Raw genomic sequence first — 20165 nt, 5'->3', positions numbered from 1 at the left:
CACTGTCTAGGCAATGCGGCGGTTAATCAGAGGATAGGTCAAGGCTAGCGCACCACCGCAAAAAGCAGTCAGCAGCATGAGCGACACGCCCATGGAAATATCGCCCCAGGGAGCCTGCATGACGATGTTGCTAAAGCTCCAGTCGTTGTGTAAATAAAGGTAGCGAATGGGCTCAATGGCATAGCTGAGGGGGTTGAGGCTGGCCACAATACTCAGCCAACGGGGCATAAAGGAGAGGGGTACCAACGCGGTGCTAGCAAAGAGTAGCGGTAAATTGGTGACAAAAATAACGGCAATGAGCTCAATGTGACCCGGCAGGGCAAAGGCTAGCCCCAAGCTAAAGGCGGTGACGCCGAGTACCAGCATCAGGATAATGGCTACCATTAGCCCTAAACCGGCAAGGTTGGGCAACCCTGCGCCTAACAAGGCGCTGAGGCCAACGATCGCGGCTGTCTGTACCAGACTCATGGCGGCAATAAACAGCGCGGAGGCAATCACAATGGAAAATCGGGAGACGAGGGGCGCTACCAGCAGCCGGTTTAGAAACCCAAACTCTCGGTCAAACATGACCGGCAGTCCGGCATTGAGGGCACCACCAAAGGCGGTAAAGACGATAATGCCGGCACCGATGAATTGCCCGTAGTTGATGCTGTCGCCAAAGAGTCCCTGGGGTACGTTTTGGAACAGTGCGCCAAATAGAATGAGCCACATTAGGGGCTGGATAATGCCAGCGGCCAATGTGGAGGGTCGGCGCTGCAGCTGGATAAATAGCCGCTTGGTCAGGGCCAGGGTTTCTTGAAGAAATTCGCTGAAACCAGGAGATGCGATCGCATCATCCTTCCACTGCTGTAGCTGATTATTTTGAATACTGGAACTGCTCATTTGATTAAAAGTTCTTGACTTTTTGATGGATCAATAAGATTAAAAACAAGCCTACTAAGGAATGGTGATCAAACAATTTCGACTTTACTGATGTTCGGATGGCTCGCTCCCCAGCCCGCTCCCAGGGGGGTACCGTGTGTACACAACGGAGACTAGCTCCAGTTTTTGAGCCCTCATCCTAAAAATGCTTCTCCCCCAGGAGACGAACTTTGAGGCCAGTCTCCCTTCTCCCTGAAGGTGCAAAGGGTTGGAGGATGAGGGCCAATTCAAGGTCAGAGGTTCCTTTTAGGCCTTTCACCTTTTCATGTTCTGCTGCTTCATCTCCTTTTTCATGTCACGTTTGCTCGCGGCTGCCACTTCTGCATCCATAATGGTGCGCCCCGTTGCCGCCAGATAAACATCGTCCAGGCTCGGCTGTGATTGAGCGATCCCAAATGTGGGCAAACCAGCCTCTTTGAGAGCTTTTTGCACCGTCATCAGGGCATCAGATTCTGACTCGACCACTAGATTAAGGGAGTTGCCCTGGGCACTATTGACGATCACCTCTTGCACCACCGGCAATTTCTGTAGCAATGTACTTGCCTGCTGTGCCTCGTCCAGCGGGGTGAACTCTCGAATTCTTAGGGTAATGCGCTCCCCCCCCACCTTAGCTTTCAGGTCAGCCGGTGTGCCTGAGCTAATCATCTTACCCTGATCGATAATGGCCACCCGATTGGCGAGGGCGTCTACCTCTTCAAGGTAATGACTGGTAATCAGAATTGTGGTCCCCGCTGCCTGCAGCTGTCGCAAAAATCGCCACACGGCTGAACGGCTCTCAATGTCTAGACCTACCGTAGGTTCATCTAATACTAAGACATCCGGCTGATGAAGCAGGCCAGCGGCTAAATCCAACCGCTTTCTCAGACCTCCTGAATAGGTGCCGGTTTTCTTATCCGCCCAGTCAGTTAGCTCTAACAGCTCAATCATCTGGTTGATCCGGGATTTAGCCAGCTTCCCCGGCAGATGATAAATTGCCGCCTGCAGCTCCAGCAGCTCGCGTCCGGTGAGCACTTTATCCAAGGCTACTTCCTGCGCAATGTAGCCCAGGCGCTGTCTGACCTGGCGTGGATTATCTAAAACTGATATACCCATCACCTCTAACTTGCCGGTATCGGGCAACGCCAGGGTACACAAACAGCGAATGATAGTGGTTTTACCAGCACCATTCGGGCCCAGTAAGCCAAAGATTTCTCCAGGTTCAATCTGTAGCGAGACATCCTTCACAGCTTGGACATCGCCATAGCGTTTTTGAAGGCTTTCAATGACAACTGCGGACTGCTTTAACATCCTTAAAATTGTATAGACAGCCCCCTAACGGGAGGGGTTAATCACTCCTAATTGTAATGGTCAACTGGAGACCTCAGGGGAGCTACCCGCCATCATTAGAATGAATACAGACTTTCACAGTAGTAGTCTATGGCTCAGAAACCTAACTTTCCTGGCATGAATCCTTATTTAGAGCATCCGACTATTTGGCCAGAAGTTCACTATGGCCTGATTAGCTGTTTGATGCGGATGTTAAATCGTTGCATTACCCCTAAATATCGAGCGGCGTTGGAAAAACGAGTTTACACTGACACCTTGCTAGTGGGCATTCCCGACACCACGGTATTTAAAAGTACTCCCGAAGTCTCTAGTTCACCGCAGCCAGTAGCGATATTACCTAAACCTGAACGAGTACAGATACCGACAGTGATTGAGGTGCGTGAGCCTTATCTTGAGATTCGAGAAATTTCCACCAATCGGGTGATTACGGTTGTAGAAGTACTATCACCTGCTAACAAACGTTCTGGAGAAGGACGTCAAAAATATTTAGCCAAACGACAGCGTATTCTGAATAGTCAAACCCATCTTGTAGAAATCGATCTCCTCAGGACCGGAATATCCATGCCCCTGGAAGGGGGACGGACAGCAGCCTATCAAATCGTCATCAGTCGCAGCCAAGAACGTCCCAGTGCAGAGCGCTATCCCTTTGATTTAGACGATCCCATACCCTGTTTTCTATTCCCACTAGGTATAGATGATAAGGAACTGGTGATTGACTTAGCGAAGTTATTAGAACAATCTTGCGAAGAATCAGCAATCGATTTATCCATTGATTATGCTCAACCGCCAATACCCTCTCTATCTGACAATGAGCAGCGTTGGCTAGCAGCCTTAATCAACTAGTAGATAATGAATTAGACGGACGGTAGTAATAAGTGTTGACCGCCCATCGTCAACCAGCCATTACCCCAACTTGCCAATCACAGCCACCATGGCCTGAATGCTTTGTTGGGTAACGGGTAGACTATCTACCACCATGGCGGCAGATAGCAACATCATGTAGAAGATCGAGTATTTGAAGACCCCTCGGGCCAGATCGCGATCGCCAGGACACTGTTTTAGATCATAGGCTTTTTGCAAAAATAGGCCGCCGAGCAGCAGCGCTAGCAACCCATAGAGCCATCCACAAGCTTCAGGAGGGCACACCATCAGCAGGGTGACGGGCACCAGTAGCACAGTGTAGAGCCAGATCTGATTGGCGGTTTCTTCATTACCGACAATCACCGGCAGCATCGGCACATTCACCTTGGCATAGTCATCTTTAATCAATATAGCCAGGGCCCAAAAGTGGGGCGGAGTCCATACAAACACGATGGCAAAGAAAATCCAGGCCGCCCAGCCAACATTGCCAGTCACAGCTGCCCAGCCGACCATTGGCGGAATGGCACCCGCTGCACCGCCGATGACAATATTCTGGGGCGATGACCGCTTCAGCCAGTGGGTATACACACCGATGTAAACCACAATACCGGCCATGGCCAAACAGGCACTTAACAGATTGGCGAACACCGTCAGCACGCTAAAGGATGCCGTCGCTAATACCCCCGCAAAAATCAGAGCATCGCGCACCTGGATGCGTCCGGAGGGAATGGGGCGATCGCGAGTGCGTTCCATGTCGTAATCAATATCACGGTCATAAACGCAGTTGATGACCTGGGCTGATGCTGCTGCCAGCCAGCCGCCGGCCATAGTAATCAGCACCAGTAACAGGTCTGGATGTCCCTGGGCAGCCACCCACATACTGGCTGCTGTCTCAATTAACAGTAGAGGAATGATACGAGGCTTGGTCAGCTGATAGTAGCTGCGACAGATCTGGCCAAAGTTCTCGTGGTGAACTTTAGACGCGATATTAGGGGATTGCATAGGGATGAAGAAAAGATGATTGGAATGACTATTTCGTGTTTCAAGCGGCTGTGTGAAAAGTATCGAACTCAGTGCTTAGGGTTGGGGTGTTTATCTATGGCAAAGGACGGTAGCAGCACGACGGATTGAAGATACCTGAAGTTGTCAAGTTTCAAAACTCTTCATTGTCCTAACTCAAACTTTCTAAGCGTTAGCTGAAGTCTTAAGATTCTCTTCAGTTGGGAAACAATCTCGCAGAGATAACACGGTGAAACAAATTAGCGTACCCAATAAAGCTGCGCCGACGGCCTGATGGCAGACAGTGAGAGGTTCAACCTGCAACCGCAGGCGAAATGTGGCAAAACCCAGGATTAGCTGCAGAACTAATAGGCCAAAGGCAATGGTAGCTTGCGATCGCAACACCCCATCTAAAGCCGGTGTCCGCCAGGCCAAAACAGCCAGTAAGATCACCACCAGACTGGCTGGCACAATCCCTAACAGATGCGCGTTCACTACACTACATAGCTCCGCCAAACCAAAGCATTGATGAGCAGCCCAGCGAGAACCCACCAGTCCACCGAGTAAGCTTTGAGCATAAATTAATACCACCGCTAAACCTCCTATCCAGGACAATTTACCGGCAGTTCCTTTGGCCTGATAGGGCAAAAGCATCATGCCCATGACCAAGAGGGTGCAAAATACTAAGAGAGCTGTACCTAGATGGGCGGTAACAATATCAAACCGTAACAACTGCGTCACCGTAAGACCACCTAGAACACCCTGAAAAACAACTAAAAAGAGAACCAAGCCAGCTGTCCAAGGCACCCAGCCATCCAAGGATTGACGCCATCGCAGGCTCAAGAAAACTAAGCCAATCGCCATCAATCCAATCAGGGATGCATCCAGGCGATGAAACCATTCCAGAAATACCTGTAAATTCATCTGCTGGCTGGGCACCAGTTGTCCATAGCATAGGGGCCAGTCTGGACAGGCCAACCCTGCATTCATCACTCGGGTGGCGCTACCAATGGCCATCAATATCAAAGTGGCGATAGCCATTTTCCACACCCACCGGCGCAGATAACGCACCGGATCAAAGTCAGAAACACGATCTGCACGGAATGTGGACAACGAAGAATGAGCCATAAACCTAAAAACTCTCTTAAGAAACCGAAACAGAAAGTCATGAACACTCCTATACAGAGTAGAAAATTTTTTTGCTAACGATGAAATACGTTTAGCATTTCTTCTCGTTTGCAGCTTTTCTTTAAATCTCTTAAATTATGGGGGGCTGATTTTATTGGCCAAAATCCATCTATATCGCTTCAATTTAGGGTATTTGACTGTTCTGGCGTTGGCAGTAGCTGGAGGAACCTGAAGAAAATCCTTAAATAGCTCAAATCAACTTTACAAAGACTGTTAATTACGAAGAGATAGCGTTACCTTGAGAGGGTCTCAAAAACTTTCTAACCCCTCGTCTTAATAACCCTACTGATATTGCTCTACATTATCCGCAGACCATCAAAACAACGGCCAGTTACAGATTCACAAAATGATACAGCGTAATGCCTGGGGCCAACAATGAGTTGGAGTTCCCCAGGTTTTAGGTGTGTGCTCCTTCAAACAAGTAAATTTACTGGCGTTGATTCTAATCTGTTTTGTTTGGTCAGTTTTAACCCATTCTGTTTTTTGACAACAGACTAGCCACAGGAGCGTGTTCGAGTCGTGAACGGTATTCCTACTTCTATTATCACCATGCTGATTGGCATTGCCGTCACGCTAATCAGTCTTTGGTATGGTCAAAATCACGGTTTGATGCCTGTAGCTGCATCTGCTGAAGCCAGTGAAGTTGACCAATTATTTAATCTAATGATGACCATTGGCACCGGGCTGTTTCTCATTGTTGAGGGCAGCCTGATTATTGCCTTGATTCGGTTTCGTCGCAAAGAAGGAGATGAAGCCGATGGACCTCATATTGAGGGCAACATTCCCCTTGAGATTGTTTGGACGGCGATCCCAGCCATTATTGTCCTGGGTCTCTCGGTATACAGTTTTGAAATTTATACCGAGATGGGTGGGCTAAATTTGATGGAGCATCACTCGTCTAAGGCCGTGCAGTTGGCCTATAGCCCTTCTAGTCAACAGGGATCGATGTTGGCGGCGGCTGGGCTAGGCGAACCTCCCGATATGGGTGGAGAATCCATGGGTGATGTGCTCAACATCGATGTGCTAGGGCTGCAGTTTGCATTTGTTATGACCTATCCTGAGACCGGCATTGTGGATGGCGAGGTGCATGTTCCCGTTGACACCTTGGTTAAGCTGAACCTCAAAGCTCAGGACGTGATTCATGCATTTTGGCTGCCTGAATTTCGGATCAAACAAGACATGATTCCGGGTCAGGAGACTTCTTTAGTGGTGCGAGCGACTCGGGAGGGGACCTATCCGATTGTCTGCGCTGAGTTGTGTGGCTCTTACCATGGCGGTATGCGTACTCAGATGATTGTTCATTCGGCGGCAGACTATGACGAATGGCAACAAAAGCGAATTGCTGAGGGCGCAACGGATCTCTCAACGGCGATCGCAACGGCTAGTCATCCCCCTGATGAGACTGATGCCGAGTACTTGGCTCACTTTGAATCACCCATACATACACCAGCGGAACATTTAGATCAGTTGCCTCATGCCCACATGGATATGGCGTTAATGCCCTAACGATTTCCCTTAGTTTTGAGTTTTTGAATTTACGATTCACATGGCACAAGCAGAGGTTATACAAACACCTGATCCCTCGCCGTCTCCTCAACCATTGGGTAATGAGCGCAAGTGGACTCATTTTTTTACGTTTAGTACAGATCATAAGGTGATCGGGATTCAATACCTGGTCACTGCGTTTACGTTCTATCTGATTGGTGGGGCCCTGGCGACGGTAATTCGGACGGAATTGGCCACACCGGCTCCCGATTTTGTCACCCCTGAAACCTACAACGGGGTACTGACCCTCCACGGCACAGTGATGCTGTTTTTGTGGATTGTTCCGGCAGGGGCAGGGCTGGCAAACTATCTGATCCCGCTGATGATTGGGGCCAAGGATATGGCCTTTCCCAGGATTAATGCGATCGCATTCTGGCTGATCCCGCCCTCCGGCATCATGCTAATCGCCAGCTTCTTTTTTGAACCCCCCCAGGCGGGCTGGACCTCCTACCCGCCCCTGAGTCTGACATCTGGCATGTTAGGCCAGGGCATCTGGATTCTGAGCATTCTGATCGGTGGAACCGCCTCAATTTTGGGGGCACTCAATTTCCTGGTAACCATCTTAAAGATGCGGGTGCCCACCATGCCGATCCACAAAATGCCCCTATTTTGCTGGGCAATGATTGCCACCTCGCTGCTGATCTTGATTAGCACGCCGGTCTTAGCCGGGGCGCTGATCCTACTGCTGTTTGATCTGGTGGCCGGCACCGCATTTTTTAATCCCACGGGTGGTGGTGACCCCGTGGTTTATCAGCACATGTTTTGGTTCTACTCCCACCCGGCGGTGTACATTTTTGTCCTGCCGCTGTTTGGGGCTATTTCTGAAGTGTTGCCGGTCCATGCCCGTAAGCCCATCTTTGGCTATCGCGCCATTGCTTACTCCAGTTTAGTCATCAGTTTCCTAGGTCTGATCGTCTGGGCTCACCATATGTTTACCAGTGGCACTCCCCCCTGGTTGCGGATGTTCTTTATGATTACCACCATGACCATTGCGGTACCCACCGGGATCAAGGTCTTTGGTTGGACGGCTACCTTATGGCGCGGCAAGATTGCTTATACCAGTGCCATGCTGTTTGCCATTGGGTTTATTGCCATTTTTGTGATTGGTGGTATCAGCGGGGTGATGCTGGCGGCAGTGCCCTTTGACATTCACGTCCACGATACCTACTTTGTGGTAGCCCATTTCCACTATGTGCTATTTGGAGCTTCCACCTTTGGTGTCTACATGGCTGTTTACCACTGGTTTCCGAAAATGACCGGACGGATGCTCAATGAGCCATTGGGTAAGGTCCACTTTATTCTCACCTTTGTCGGCATGAACCTGACGTTTATGCCCATGCACCAGCTGGGTTTACAGGGTATGAATCGACGTGTGGCACTATATGATCCCCAGTTTACTGACCTGAACGTGGTGGCAACTGCCGGTGCTTATCTGATGGCTGTGTCTACAGTGCCCTTTATTATCAACGCTATCTGGAGCTGGCACTGGGGTGAAAAAGCACCGACTAACCCCTGGCGGGCACTCACCCTAGAGTGGCAAACCTTGTCGCCACCAGCCCATGAAAACTTTGAAGGCGTGCCTGCGATTAAAACCGGCCCCTATGATTATGGTCTGGGCTATATCCCTGATACGGACGATCCGGTAATTTACGAAGAAGCGATCGCAGCAGCGGCAGCCCATTAGACTTTTTTCCTCACCCCATTCCCTCCTGGGAGGGAATGGGGTGAGGAACGCTTTCCGTAAGATAGATTCTTCTTCCTTGAACATCCAATTCTTTTTCCTTCGATCCCTTTTCCCTATGCAAAGTTCAGCTGTTAATCAAGCCGATACGATTGCCGTTGCTCAGACTGCCCACGGCCATGAAGAACATCCTGATCTGCGGATGTTTGGTGTTTTAGTTTTTCTGTGTGCCGAGAGTATGATTTTTCTCGGTTTATTTATTGCATACCTCAGTTTTCGGCTGATGGCACCGGCCTGGCCACCGGCAGGAACTGAAGGGTTAGAACTACTATTGCCTGGGATCAACACCATTATTTTGATCTCCAGTAGTTTTGTAATTCATAATGCCGATACAGCCATCAAACAAGATGATGTCGGTGCCATGCGTAAGTGGTTTGCCATCACGGCCGTGATGGGCGCTATTTTTCTCGGTGGGCAAATCTATGAGTACACCCATCTGGAGTTTGGATTAACCACCAACATTTTTGCTAGCACCTTCTATGTGCTAACCGGGTTTCACGGACTGCACGTATTGTTTGGCTTACTCATGATGCTGGCGGTGTTGTTCCGGTCTCGTCAGGCAGCCCACTATTCCCATGAAAATCACTTTGGCATCGAGGCCACAGAACTCTACTGGCACTTTGTTGATGTGATTTGGATTATTCTGTTTGCGCTTTTGTATTTGTGGCGATAGTCAGCATCACCGGGTTCGGCCTAGAAACCCATAGGCAGAATAGTTCATTCGGGTAACGAGTGTGGCTAATCCACCCGCTAACAATCCCCAGAATGCGGACCCAATTCCCAACAAGCTCACCCCTGATGCCGTAACCAGAAACGTAATCAGGGCCGGTTCGCGTTCGTTCTCCTGGGTCAAAGCACTGACTAACCCTTTGCCAATGGTGCCGAGCAGGGCCAGCCCTGCGATCGCAACCACCAATTCCTGAGGCAGTGCCGAGAAAATGCTTACCACCGTTGCCCCAAACAGACCAATGACAATATAAAGCACCCCAGCAGTAACCGCCGCCACATAGCGTTTGTTGGTATCCTCATGGGCTTCTTGCCCCATAGAAATTGCTGCAGTTATGGCCGCCAGGTTAATGGCAAAGGCTCCAAAGGGAGCCAAGATCAGCGAGGCTAGCCCACTCCAGCTAATCAGGGGGGATGTGGGTACCTGATAGCCAAAAGCCCGAATTGTCGCAACACCGGGCACATTTTGCGAGGCCATGGTGACGATAAATAGGGGCAACGCAATCCCGATTAAGGCATGGATTGAAAACGTGGGGGCAATAAATACGGGCGTTGCCCACTGCAGCTGTACCGCATCTAGGGGCAGTAACCCCTGAATGCTCGCCAGTAAAACTCCTAACACCAGAGCAGCCACCACCCCATAGCGAGGGCTATAGCGACGCATCACCAGGTAAACAGCGAACATGGTAAACACCATGAAAAACTGGGTTTGCATTGCCGTAAACACATTCAGCCCAAACTGTAAGAGCACCCCCGCCAACATTGCCGAAGCCAGGGATAGGGGCAAGCGATCCATCATGCGCTCAAACCAGCCGGTAATACCAAATAGGATAATCAGCCCAGCCGAGATGATAAAGGCTCCCGTGGCATCGGCCAGAGTGACATCGGCGGTGGTGGTCACGAGCATGGCGGCACCGGGTGTGGACCAGGCCATGACGATGGGGGCATGATAGCGCAGCGAGAGCATGATACCGGTTAAGCCCATGCCCCAGCCTAAGGCCCATAGCCAGGAACCGATTTCGGTGGGGGTTGCACCTAAGGTTTGGGCCGCTTGGAAAACAATTACGGCGGCGCTGCTAAAGCCCACCAAAATGCTGACAAACCCTGAAACTATTGCAGAAAGTGAGAGATCTTTAAAGAAGCGCATGGTATCCCTAGAGGCACGATTGGCTTCTAGGGTAAAAATATCTGGGTTTAGCCGTATTGGACAGAATTGACCTTTTGATATTGACCAGGAGTAACCCCGTAGGTTTTCTTAAAAGCACGGTTGAAGTGACTTTGGTCGTAGAAACCATGGTCGGTTGCGATCGCAGCCAGCGGCTGGGTAGTCTGCAGCGCCCGCTTTGCCTGCCCTAGCTGCCAGTGACGCTGGTACTGATGGGGCGCACAGCCCACCTGCTGACGAAAACAACGAAGCAAATAGTAAGGGTTCAGATTCACTAACTGAGCCAGCTCATCCAGGGATAGATTTTCGGTGTAACGGTCTTCGAGATAAGTACGCACCTGAGCAACAGCTTTTGATTCTGGCTTAACTGGTTTAACGCAAACAGAACGCTCTGCATTGAGTTGAAATAGCGTTGACAACAGTTCTAGCAGCAGAGACTGTTGTCTTAGCTGAGAATTCGATGTGGTTAAACAGTGAAAAAGCTCATAGAAAATTGGCTGTAGACAAGATTTCTGAAAGATAGGTGCCTTAAAGTAAGGAATCCCCTGACCTGACCAATCTAACTGAGCTAAAAGCTGTTCAATTTGTGAAAACTCGATGTAAATGTTACGAAAGCCCCAGCCTTCGGTCGAGGCCACCTGTCCGGTGTGAATCTCGCCTGGGTTGATCAAATTAAAACTACCCGAACCAAGCACATGATGTTCCCCGTGGTGCTGACAGCAGCCTTGCCCGCTTTCATTAAAGCCAATGGTATAGGCCTCATGGAAATGCTTACCAAACCGATGACGATGTAATTGAGCTTCAAATAGCTCGACACCTGGCAGGTTTGTTTGCCAAAGACGCGCTGACTCCACTGGTCTATTCATAGATGTGATCGCCCTTCTGTAATCGAGCAGCGATTTCATAGGTTTGCCCTTGGGATCTCATTGTAGGAGCATGGGCCGCTAAATATCGTGCTGTTGCGACAAGAATGTGGACTCCTGCTTCGTGCCCTTGCCAGTGCTGATATTGTTGTACAGCCGCCTCCAAATTCTGAATGGTATGAAAATCTCGATCTTCCCGTAGCAACAATTTGCCCAGCATCTCTAGCAGCTGTGCTGAATCTCCACCGCTGTGAAGATAGGTGCCAACCAAATTACCGGCAGCATTTACCTGCTGCTGTCGATCCAGTAGTTCCGGCAGTTCTGCTAACAACGATATCGGGTCTTCTACTTGTTTAGTTGGATCCGGTAAACGAGCTGGGGGAACATTCAAAAAACGGTTGAGATAGACGGCCATAGCTGCGTCAAAAACACCGCGCAGGAGTTCAAGAGAGCTCACTCGTTTTAATCCCTGGTGAACGGCATTGGCAAAGGTAAAGGTGTGGTGGGCCGTATCCCAATCGCGGAAGTCGTTGTTGGTTTGGAATTGGGCAATACGTAAGGCTGCGGCATAGGCGACAATTCTCGCTAGTTGCTCCGGGGTATATCCCTGGCGGAGGGTGTTGAGGAGGGCGGTTGCGATCGCACCTGGATCATCTCCTAACAAAATAGGTATCAGGTGATCAACAGCGGCCTTAAAACTATCCTGACCATCATGCCTTGCCCTACCTGACACTAACGCTGCTGGTAACGCCTCAAATGTCTCCTCTAAAATCGCTACCAAATCAATCGGATAGCGCCAGGCATTGGATTCTTCCATCCGTTCGGCATGGGCATAACCGCTGACCAGGCTGGTCAAAACAGTCTCAGCATGTTGCCAGTTGGTCTGGTCGAGCGCTGCCAATGCCTTGTTGGTAAAGTCTAAGGCATGGCCGCCATCAATAAACCGATGATCGGTGACGGCAGCAAACAGCATATCCGCCAGGTTCTGCGGCTCAACACCCATCTGAACCGCTGAGACTAAGCAACGCTCAGCGCCTTGGGCATCACGGACTTCAATAAACTGCCGGAACCATCCCTTAAGCGTGGAAAAATCGGCTGGTGTATCCGGTAAGGGGTGAATGGTGAAGCGTGGCGGCTGACCAGCACAGTCTCGTGCCACAGCTGAAAGACCATGGTACATAGCCCTGGCGCGATCGCCTGACGCTAAATGGGGTAGGAGTTGCTGCATACAGGTATGAATGGTTAAACCAGTGCCCCAGCCTGCACGGCGGTAGCGTACTCCAAACTCCAGCCCAGTTTGAAATGGTGCCATCGGCTCTACCCCAGCTGCCAGCTGAGCGATGACTGATTTTGCCACCACCAGGGAAATCCCCTGTTCCAAACCATCCAACAATCGCTGGCGCTGATAGTCTTGAGTATGGTTGGAGATGGAGGGATCTATCCATACAGTCCCATCTCGGAGTTCTACCGGAAACGCACGACCATCATCAGCCCAGATATCGAAGGTGCCGCCACTGGTAAGGTCAAACCGGGCATGGTGCCAGTGACAGGTCAAAATACAGTCTTTAACACTGCCTTTGTGGAGGGGAAACCCCATGTGAGGGCAGCGATTGTCAATGGCGTAAATTTTGTCATTGTGATGGAAAAGGGCAATGGCATGACCTGCGGCATGGACAACCATGGCTCCTGCTGCTTCTACCTCTGAGACCTGAGCAACCGGAACAAAGTGTTGTTTTTGGGGTAATTGTTGACTAATCACCATAGCTGACCTCCAGAGGGTAAGAAGACTTTAATTGAGCGAAATGCTTACGGATTTGGATAAATTACGTTACATGGAGCCTGTACTACATTGACCATCCTTAATTCTCTCAAAAAGATTAATTATTATTTATTGAACTCTCAGCTGGATCTTACCTAAGTATACGTTGAGATTCAGTAGGCCTCTCTATCTTAGAAATTGTCAGGGGAATAATCCCAGTGGCTAATCGTCAGTTGAATTGAGGTATTAAAAATGAAACGCTTCTTGTTATCAACATTAACAGTTTTGATGTCCATGGGGGCAATCGCTGGTATGGCCAACGCTGCCCAGGTAGGATTGGGCAATCCGATTGCTGATTTAAATGAAGATGGTACTGTCACTCTCCATGAGGTTGTTAACTACAATCGCGATCAGCGAGACAAAAGCTGAGACATCGATGTGGAACCAGTCCTTCTGTTGATGATGTTTGGATGTTGAACAATGACGCTAAACTGATCCATCTGCGATGGTGCGATCGCACCATCGCAACAACTGTATATTCTACCTATGTCAACCAGTTACAAGGAATTTTCTGTCAGAGGATTAAAAGACCGGCAACCGATAATGCAGACGTCGACTAGAGATTTTTTAGGGAACCTGGCGGACCCATTCGTATGCAAAAATTTCATCGACCCTATCAGGGTATAGTATCAGGCCGTTGATTTCGTATGAGCAGCTACTTTTTGAAGCAAAACAATATCGTTACGATGACAAAACTTCTAGTGTTGATCAATTATCGTAATGACTATCGCCTCAGAAGAAGTTAGTGGCATTGCTACTGAAAGGTCTGTCTCATCTCAACAGTTAACCTACTTTCGCACATTACTCTATGCCGCCATTGTGGGGGGTGCCGGGGGGCTCGTCGCAACGATTTACTATTTTGTTTTAGAACAGCTGCTGGAGGTGGTTTGGGGCTCGGGTAAAGAATTTATCCTGGGTTGGTTTCCGGTCTGGTTACCTCACTGGCATTACACCTGGCTTGTGGCTACCCTGGGCGGTCTGGGTGTGGGGTTATGTCTACACTTTCTGGGGTTACCTGGGGAAATGGCAATTGTGATTGATCGGGTGCACGATGCTGGGCGATTAGAACCGAAACAGACCCCTGGTATGATTGCAACGTCCTTAATTTCGATTACCGCTGGCGGTAGTTTAGGGCCTGAGGCTCCCCTGGTACAGATTAACGGTAGCCTGGGCAGCTGGATTGCTGAAAAACTTAATTTGACGCTACAAAATATGCGGGTCATGACCTTTTGCGGCATGGGGGCAGCCCTGGCGGCTTTTTTTGGTGATCCCATTGGTGGGCCGATGTTTGCCCTAGAGATTCCTCACCGACGGGGTTTGGAATATTATGAGGCAATTATTCCGGCTATGGTTGCTGGCATCTGCAGCTTTGCTATTTTTCGCATGGGTACTGGATTAGAAGTAGGGGGTATCTATAACTTTGGTCGTTTTGGGACGTTACCCAGTCTCTCCTGGCTCAATTTAGTTGAGGGGGCAGCACTAGGGGTAGTAGGAGCGTTGGCTGGGGTATTGTTTATTGGTATTTTTCGTTTGGTCAAATGGATGATTCAAACGATCGAACATCGTCATATTCTGTTGGCGTTAATGGGGGGACTGGGCATCGGCTGGATTGCGGTGCTTTATCCAGCCACGTTGTTTTTTAGTGAACAACAAATTGAAACTCAGCTGCTGGCTCAGTCTGCATCCCTGGGGGTTATGACATTGTTGGGAATTTGCCTGACTAAAATGATCGCGATTTGTTTCACTATCCACGGTGGTTTTCGGGGTGGGTTTATTTTTCCGTTATTTTTTACCGGGGCTAGTCTGGGGCTGGCGATCGCATTTGGTATTCCCACTATTCATCCGACGATTGCTGTCCTCTGTTGTATGGCTGCCATCAATGTCGCGATTACTAAAACGCCCATTAGCACCACGATCATTCTCACCGTGTTGTCGGATACAACTATCTTACCAGTGGTTGCGATCGCAAGTTTTACTAGCTTTTTACTAACTAGCAATATTGGTCTGCTTAAAACCCAACGGGCCAGAGCCACCGAATCTTTATCGGGTTTAGACGTCCCTGCAGCAGAAGCGGCCACATGATTGACTAGATCGCGCCCTGGGTAATACCGAGAAGCATAGGCTGTTATCGTTGAATCATCCGACGAATCCACTCAGCAAGGGACTGTATTTGATTATCTGGGGTCAGGCTCGTGGGGTGTGGCCTTTTAATGGCGGCCTATGATCTGTTGTTGCCAAGCCCTGGCAGTTACAGGATAAAAGGGAGATGCCGTTAGGTCTTGTCTTTAAGAAGTTCCAAGACAGGATTCGGTTTTAACTGCCCATCTTCCATGTAGATAATACGATCGGCAATGTCGAGAATACGATTGTCATGGGTAACCAACAAAATGGTACAGCCCTGTTCTTTAGCTAAGCGCTGCATAATGTTCACCACATCTCGCCCTGATTGTTTATCTAAGGCGGCTGTCGGTTCATCAGCCAGGACGATTTTGGGATGACTGGCTAAGGCTCGTGCGATCGCAACCCGCTGTCGCTGTCCCCCCGATAGTTCATCAGGGTAATAATCAATCCGGTTCTCCAGCCCTACGTTTGTGAGCATAGTCGCGGCAACTTCATCTAGATCTTGATCAAGAAAATGAGAGTGTAGCTCCAGAGACATCCGCACATTTTGTCTAGCTGTGAGAAAACTCAGCAAATTATGAGCCTGAAAAATATAGCCAATATTGCACCGCAGTTTATTCAGCACCGGCTTAGGGGCTCCGAGAATTTCTTGCCCTAAAATCTTTAAACTCCCGCTTTGTGCTGCCCTCAGCCCCCCCATAAGGGTGAGTAACGTCGTTTTTCCAGAACCAGAAGGGCCGGTGAGGATGACGATTTCGCCAGCACGAATGGTTAGATCTATGTTGAATAGAACCTGTTTTTTTAGATTTCCTTCACCAAAGTGATGGTTCAATTGTTGAGAGACGATCACTGGAGACATGGTCACACCGGAGAATCAGGATAGAGATAGAGTAGAGTGGTTAGGCGCAAGGAGAATGTACATAGAATCTGTAGCAGGGAAAAATCGTTATTGCTAAGGCGGACAACCGTCATGCGAGTGCCAATTTCAACCCCTAGGAAACGCAATGGTTGGCGGGCAACCCAAAGATTATCTGCAACGGAAACGATATTCATAGAAAAGACTCAAGCAATAAAGGGAATAAACAGTCTAGATAGGGAAACTAACTAGAAAATGTCAGCGGGATCGGCCGTACGTAACTTTCTCATAGCAATAGCTCCTGAAACAGAGCACATAACAATAGTCAAAATGAGCACGGTGATGGCTCGTCGACTGGTCATGGCAATGGGCAACATTGTGGCGGTAAAAGCCAATTGATAAAGACCAAAGGCCAGAACAATACTTGGTATGTAGCCCAACACAGCCAGCAGCAATGACTCTTGGATGAGGACACTCAGCAAGTAGCTGTCGGTATAGCCCATGGCCTTGAGGGTGGCATATTCTGGCAAGTGTTCAGACACATCAGAATAAAGAATCTGATAAACAATCACAATGCCGACAATAAAGCCCACGCTCACACCCAGGCCAAAGATAAACCCAATGCCGGTACCATTGGCCCAATACTCCCGCTCAATTTGAGCAAAATCTTCTGGTGAACCAATTAAGACATCATCGGGTAAAGCCGCTGTGAGTTCACGCTGTACCTTTTCAACATCAGCCCCAGGCTTAAGCTGCACCAGCCCCACCTCAATTTGGTCAGCATTCTGGTCAGGAAAGAGCCGCAAAAATGTTGAGTCACTGGCAATCACGTTCCCATCGGCGGCAAAAGACGCCCCGTTGGTAAACACCCCGGTCACATCCACCTGCATCCCATTGAGTTCTGCGGAAAATTGACCAGTTTCTTCATAAGCAGCCGCTGTAAACCCATACTCAGGTCGCCCTGCCTGGTCAAACAACAGTCGATTGAGGGGCTGAATTTTGTGTAGATTCTGATTCACCTCTGGAAAATTAAAGGAGGGTTCTGTTGGATCAATTCCCCAAACTAAAATGGCTCGCTCTAACCTGGTTTCAGGATTTTTCCACTGCCCGGTGGCAATATACACACCGCTGACTGAAGCCACATCTGCATGGGCCAGGGTTTGATACAGCCGCTGCCTGGGAAAATCTTTGACCGAGAACAATGTTTGCATCTGGGGGTTGGTTAATACTAAGTCCGCCTGCAGGTTGCGGTGGGGCTGAATGGCAGCATCGTAGAGCGCACCTTCAAATCCCATTTGGATGAAAATTAGCATGTCGGCAAAGGCAATACCTGCGATCGCAACCATCAACCGTGTCCGCTCCCGTTTAACCTGCAGCCAGGCCAACGGCGTTTTTTTGAGGAATCGAAGCTTAAACATGGCCACAAAGAAAATCGAACGTTCGTTATCTAAAAAGACACATTAGAGCTGAACGGTGTGAACAAGACATTCTGTAAGCTAGAATTACCAAGACCAATATCAACGACAGGTTTGGCTGGAGTTGGTGGGGTTTGGGCCGCGCGGTTAACCGCAATCAACGCCTGTACCTGGAGGTTGCTGAAGTTGGCCACACGCTGACTATCCTCAGGGCTGAGGGCAATCTTCACTTCGACAACGCGTCGATCTAGATTCTCACCAGGTTCACGGGCAAAGACATTTTGACGACTCACCTGACGGCCAATTTCAATCACTTCCCCCTGCAGTTCACCTGAGAAGGCTTGACCGCGCACCGTTGTTGGTTGACCCAAGCGAACGCGGCCAATATCACTTTGATACACCTCCGCAATCACTAGCATCTGGTCGGTTTGACCTAAGGCAACAATACCGTCCGTACTCATCTGTTCCCCCGGTCGGGTATACACTTTCAAGACTTGACCCGCACTCGGGGCTCGAATAGTCGCCTTAGCCAAATCATGTTCAGCGCTAACCAAAGCCGCCTTGGCAGCGTCTAATTCCACCTGAGCCAATTGCACATCTACCGGACGGATTTCGGCCACCTGTGCCAGGGTTGACTGAGCCGCTGCCAGCTGAGCCTGCCCCGTATTCTCCAAACGAACAAGTTCAGCCCGCGCTTCTTGCAACTGTCGCTGGGCTGTTGCTGAAGTTCGTTCTAGTACAGCGACAGCTTCCACTTTAGCTTGGCGAGCTGTATCTACCACCAACTGTTTTGCGTCATAGAGAGATGCAGAAATTGCTCCAGCCTCGTAGAGAGACTGATATCGAGTCAGTTCAGCTACCGCCGTTTGTAGCTCTGCCTGCAATCGACGAATCGTCGCCGTTTGAGCCGCGCGATCGCCTTCATACTGTGCCTCAATGCGGGCAATTGTTTCTCGCTGTATGCGCAGCTGTCCTGTCAGTTCAGCCGATCGCTGTGTTACCGTTGCCTGCTGAGCCAAGATCTCGCCCGACTTGGCTCCTGCTTGCACCTGGGCCAACCTCGCCTCAGCTAGCCGAATGTGTTGTTGAGCTTGAATAACTGTATTTTGCAGACGATCGTAAGAATCAAGCACAGCGATCGCATCGCCCTGGTTCACTCGGTCTCCCACATCAACAAATAGCTCTGCTAGACGATCTCCATCCAACTCTAATGGAGCCGCTACCTGAACAATTTCTCCCGTAGGTTCTAACCGACCTAATGCTGCAACCCCTGGCAGCTCCGTTGGCATAGCCGCCATTTCAGACTCAGTTGCAACCGGTGGACTGTAAGGAGAAAAGCCAAGATACAAAATACTACCAGACGCTGCCAGTGCTGACAATATCAGCCATAGCAATCTTGAATTAAGGCTAAGAACAGTTTTGTTCATGGTGCATCACCATTTGAATCATCAGTTGACTTTGTTGTTCAAATGAAGGAGTCTCTGTAATCGCCACATCACAGCCATGGTCATAGATATATTGCAAAACCAATCCGTCTATAAACACCATGACAAAATCCACCAGTTCGGGCTTGGATAGTTGTAGATAGCCAGCCAGCAACTCTCGTGTCCGTTGCCAAACTTCACGCAAGGCTTGGATATCGCTGTCGGGATTAGGACGGGTTTGTTGAGAAAAGTCCATCCACAGTAGCAGCTGTTGATGGTAATACTGTCTATGCTGCAATACAAAATCCATGATGGCCTGCAGACGACCCTCTAAATCATCTACTTCAGGGGCTTGCGCCAGAAAATTATAGATATCTTGTTCGCATAGCTCCTGCACGAGCTGGATAAAAATACTCTCCTTGCTTGGAAAATAGTGATACAAGGTACCTGTAGACACCCCCAAACCCTTGGCAATTTGTCGCATCGTAATCGAACCGTATCCTCGTGCCGCAAAGAGATCGAGACACCCTTTGAGCAACTCTTTACGATAACGGTCATGATCGACAATTTTAGGCATAGGGGTATGTGAAGAGCGGCAGACATTCTTTTACTGCTCTATCTATTTATAACATATGTTCGTTATAAATAGTCAAGGCTTAATTAAAAACAACTCATGCTAGGATTCAGGGCAGTCTGGTCACTACATGGTGGACGCGTTCGCAGTCATTGCCCCAGGTATGAATCTGTCGACTTATCAGCGCAACCCATTGACCAATCATTGCTGAAACGATATAAATCAAGGTTTTCAAGACAATTTGAAAAATTTTCATCCAAATCAAAACGTCATTCGTATTGATAGTCAGACAGATAAATATTGATCGATAGGAGGAGGCTCACGTTGGAAGCCACAGTATAGAGGCGCTTGCTCTATGTTAGGTTGTCTTATTATTTAAATTCAATAAACATCATTCAACAGGCTCTCAAAACAAACTCATCCAACGTTGGTCATTATTCGTATCCATAACTGACAATCGAATATTTTCTGATCAAGCTTGACTCACTGACATAGTGTGTCACGTATGAGCCTGTCATAGAACAGATGTTATCTGTCTGTTTTTTAGTTCTTTGTCTCACTAAAAATACCTGCAACAACTATCCTGATTTTCCATCAGGGGCGCTTAAGCACGTCGATATC

Annotated in this window: 19 protein-coding genes; 7 read left to right on the top strand and 12 right to left on the bottom strand. The window is 49.1% G+C overall.

The window, feature by feature from the left end; translation table 11 throughout:
- Positions 1 to 6: 6 nt before the first annotated feature.
- Together N836_RS52000 and N836_RS51995 are read right to left on the bottom strand one after the other, a co-directional pair.
- On the bottom strand, positions 7 to 882 hold the full coding sequence (locus N836_RS52000; RefSeq protein ID WP_023072746.1) for an ABC transporter permease: 876 nt from the start codon (positions 880 to 882) through the stop codon (positions 7 to 9).
- A gap of 294 nt (positions 883 to 1176) precedes the next feature.
- Positions 1177 to 2208 carry a daunorubicin resistance protein DrrA family ABC transporter ATP-binding protein gene (locus N836_RS51995; protein ID WP_023072745.1) on the bottom strand — a complete coding sequence of 344 codons (1032 nt, stop codon included), beginning with the start codon at positions 2206 to 2208 and terminating at the stop codon, positions 1177 to 1179.
- Between the two features lie 129 nt (positions 2209 to 2337).
- Here N836_RS51995 and N836_RS51990 point away from each other — a divergent pair, with 129 nt between their 5' ends.
- On the top strand, positions 2338 to 3090 hold the full coding sequence (locus N836_RS51990) for a DUF4058 family protein (protein ID WP_023072744.1): 753 nt from the start codon (positions 2338 to 2340) through the stop codon (positions 3088 to 3090).
- Between the two features lie 60 nt (positions 3091 to 3150).
- On the opposite strand, the gene N836_RS51985 is transcribed toward N836_RS51990, so the two are convergent.
- Both N836_RS51985 and N836_RS51980 read right to left on the bottom strand, forming a co-directional pair.
- Positions 3151 to 4110 (bottom strand): heme o synthase, encoded by a 960-nt coding sequence (locus tag N836_RS51985; protein WP_023072743.1) that lies wholly within the window; start codon positions 4108 to 4110, stop codon positions 3151 to 3153.
- A 183-nt stretch (positions 4111 to 4293) separates the two neighbouring features.
- The gene (locus N836_RS51980; protein ID WP_023072742.1) at positions 4294 to 5235 is read right to left on the bottom strand and encodes a COX15/CtaA family protein; all 942 of its coding nucleotides are present in this window, start codon (positions 5233 to 5235) and stop codon (positions 4294 to 4296) included.
- Between the two features lie 579 nt (positions 5236 to 5814).
- Here N836_RS51980 and N836_RS51975 point away from each other — a divergent pair.
- The 3 genes from N836_RS51975 to N836_RS51965 are packed head-to-tail and all read left to right on the top strand — an operon-like array spanning position 5815 to position 9254.
- On the top strand, positions 5815 to 6801 hold the full coding sequence (locus tag N836_RS51975) for a cytochrome c oxidase subunit II (RefSeq protein WP_023072741.1): 987 nt from the start codon (positions 5815 to 5817) through the stop codon (positions 6799 to 6801).
- Positions 6802 to 6841: 40 nt separating this feature from the next.
- Complete coding sequence (ctaD, locus tag N836_RS51970) at positions 6842 to 8524, top strand: cytochrome c oxidase subunit I (protein WP_023072740.1); 1683 nt, start codon at positions 6842 to 6844, stop codon at positions 8522 to 8524.
- A 40-nt stretch (positions 8525 to 8564) separates the two neighbouring features.
- The gene (locus N836_RS51965) at positions 8565 to 9254 is read left to right on the top strand and encodes a cytochrome c oxidase subunit 3 (protein WP_442785776.1); all 690 of its coding nucleotides are present in this window, start codon (positions 8565 to 8567) and stop codon (positions 9252 to 9254) included.
- A gap of 6 nt (positions 9255 to 9260) precedes the next feature.
- On the opposite strand, the gene N836_RS51960 is transcribed toward N836_RS51965, so the two are convergent.
- Genes N836_RS51960 through N836_RS51950 form a run of 3 tightly spaced genes read right to left on the bottom strand, consistent with a single transcriptional unit; the run spans position 9261 to position 13097 of the window.
- Positions 9261 to 10454: a benzoate/H(+) symporter BenE family transporter gene (locus N836_RS51960; RefSeq protein ID WP_023072738.1), complete on the bottom strand. Its 1194-nt coding sequence runs from the start codon at positions 10452 to 10454 to the stop codon at positions 9261 to 9263.
- Between the two features lie 47 nt (positions 10455 to 10501).
- Complete coding sequence (locus tag N836_RS51955) at positions 10502 to 11338, bottom strand: helix-turn-helix transcriptional regulator (RefSeq protein WP_023072737.1); 837 nt, start codon at positions 11336 to 11338, stop codon at positions 10502 to 10504.
- Positions 11331 to 13097 (bottom strand): Rieske (2Fe-2S) protein, encoded by a 1767-nt coding sequence (locus tag N836_RS51950; protein WP_023072736.1) that lies wholly within the window; start codon positions 13095 to 13097, stop codon positions 11331 to 11333. The genes N836_RS51955 and N836_RS51950 overlap by 8 nt, the downstream gene beginning before the upstream one ends.
- 249 nt (positions 13098 to 13346) lie before the next feature.
- On the opposite strand from N836_RS51950, the gene N836_RS77030 reads away from it, so the two are divergent.
- From N836_RS77030 to N836_RS51945, 3 genes are all read left to right on the top strand, one after another.
- Positions 13347 to 13523 carry a hypothetical protein gene (locus N836_RS77030; protein ID WP_023072735.1) on the top strand — a complete coding sequence of 59 codons (177 nt, stop codon included), beginning with the start codon at positions 13347 to 13349 and terminating at the stop codon, positions 13521 to 13523.
- Between the two features lie 41 nt (positions 13524 to 13564).
- A complete protein-coding gene (locus N836_RS76505) occupies positions 13565 to 13714 on the top strand; it encodes a hypothetical protein (protein WP_161634967.1) in 150 nt (49 codons plus the stop codon).
- Between the two features lie 160 nt (positions 13715 to 13874).
- The gene (locus N836_RS51945) at positions 13875 to 15236 is read left to right on the top strand and encodes a chloride channel protein (protein WP_023072734.1); all 1362 of its coding nucleotides are present in this window, start codon (positions 13875 to 13877) and stop codon (positions 15234 to 15236) included.
- Between the two features lie 190 nt (positions 15237 to 15426).
- Here N836_RS51945 and N836_RS51940 read toward each other — a convergent pair whose 3' ends face one another.
- From N836_RS51940 to N836_RS51920, 5 genes are read right to left on the bottom strand one after another with little or no spacing between them, the layout of a single operon-like run.
- Positions 15427 to 16134: a DevA family ABC transporter ATP-binding protein gene (locus tag N836_RS51940; RefSeq protein ID WP_023072733.1), complete on the bottom strand. Its 708-nt coding sequence runs from the start codon at positions 16132 to 16134 to the stop codon at positions 15427 to 15429.
- Between the two features lie 2 nt (positions 16135 to 16136).
- Positions 16137 to 16328 (bottom strand): hypothetical protein, encoded by a 192-nt coding sequence (locus N836_RS51935; protein WP_023072732.1) that lies wholly within the window; start codon positions 16326 to 16328, stop codon positions 16137 to 16139.
- 51 nt (positions 16329 to 16379) lie between these two features.
- Positions 16380 to 17549 (bottom strand): ABC transporter permease DevC, encoded by a 1170-nt coding sequence (gene devC, locus N836_RS51930; RefSeq protein WP_023072731.1) that lies wholly within the window; start codon positions 17547 to 17549, stop codon positions 16380 to 16382.
- A gap of 29 nt (positions 17550 to 17578) precedes the next feature.
- Entirely contained in the window at positions 17579 to 18973 is a 1395-nt protein-coding gene (locus tag N836_RS51925; RefSeq protein ID WP_023072730.1) for an efflux RND transporter periplasmic adaptor subunit, read from the bottom strand.
- Positions 18954 to 19547, bottom strand: a complete 594-nt coding sequence (locus N836_RS51920; RefSeq protein ID WP_023072729.1) for a TetR/AcrR family transcriptional regulator — start codon at positions 19545 to 19547, stop codon at positions 18954 to 18956. Before N836_RS51920 ends, N836_RS51925 begins: the two co-directional genes overlap by 20 nt.
- Between the last annotated feature and the right edge of the window lie 618 nt (positions 19548 to 20165).

The sequence above is a fragment of the Leptolyngbya sp. Heron Island J genome, from assembly GCF_000482245.1.
GTDB lineage: Bacteria > Cyanobacteriota > Cyanobacteriia > Phormidesmidales > Phormidesmidaceae > Leptothoe.
The sequence above is the reverse complement of the archived record's forward strand: the minus strand, read 5'-3'. Positions and strand labels throughout refer to the sequence as shown.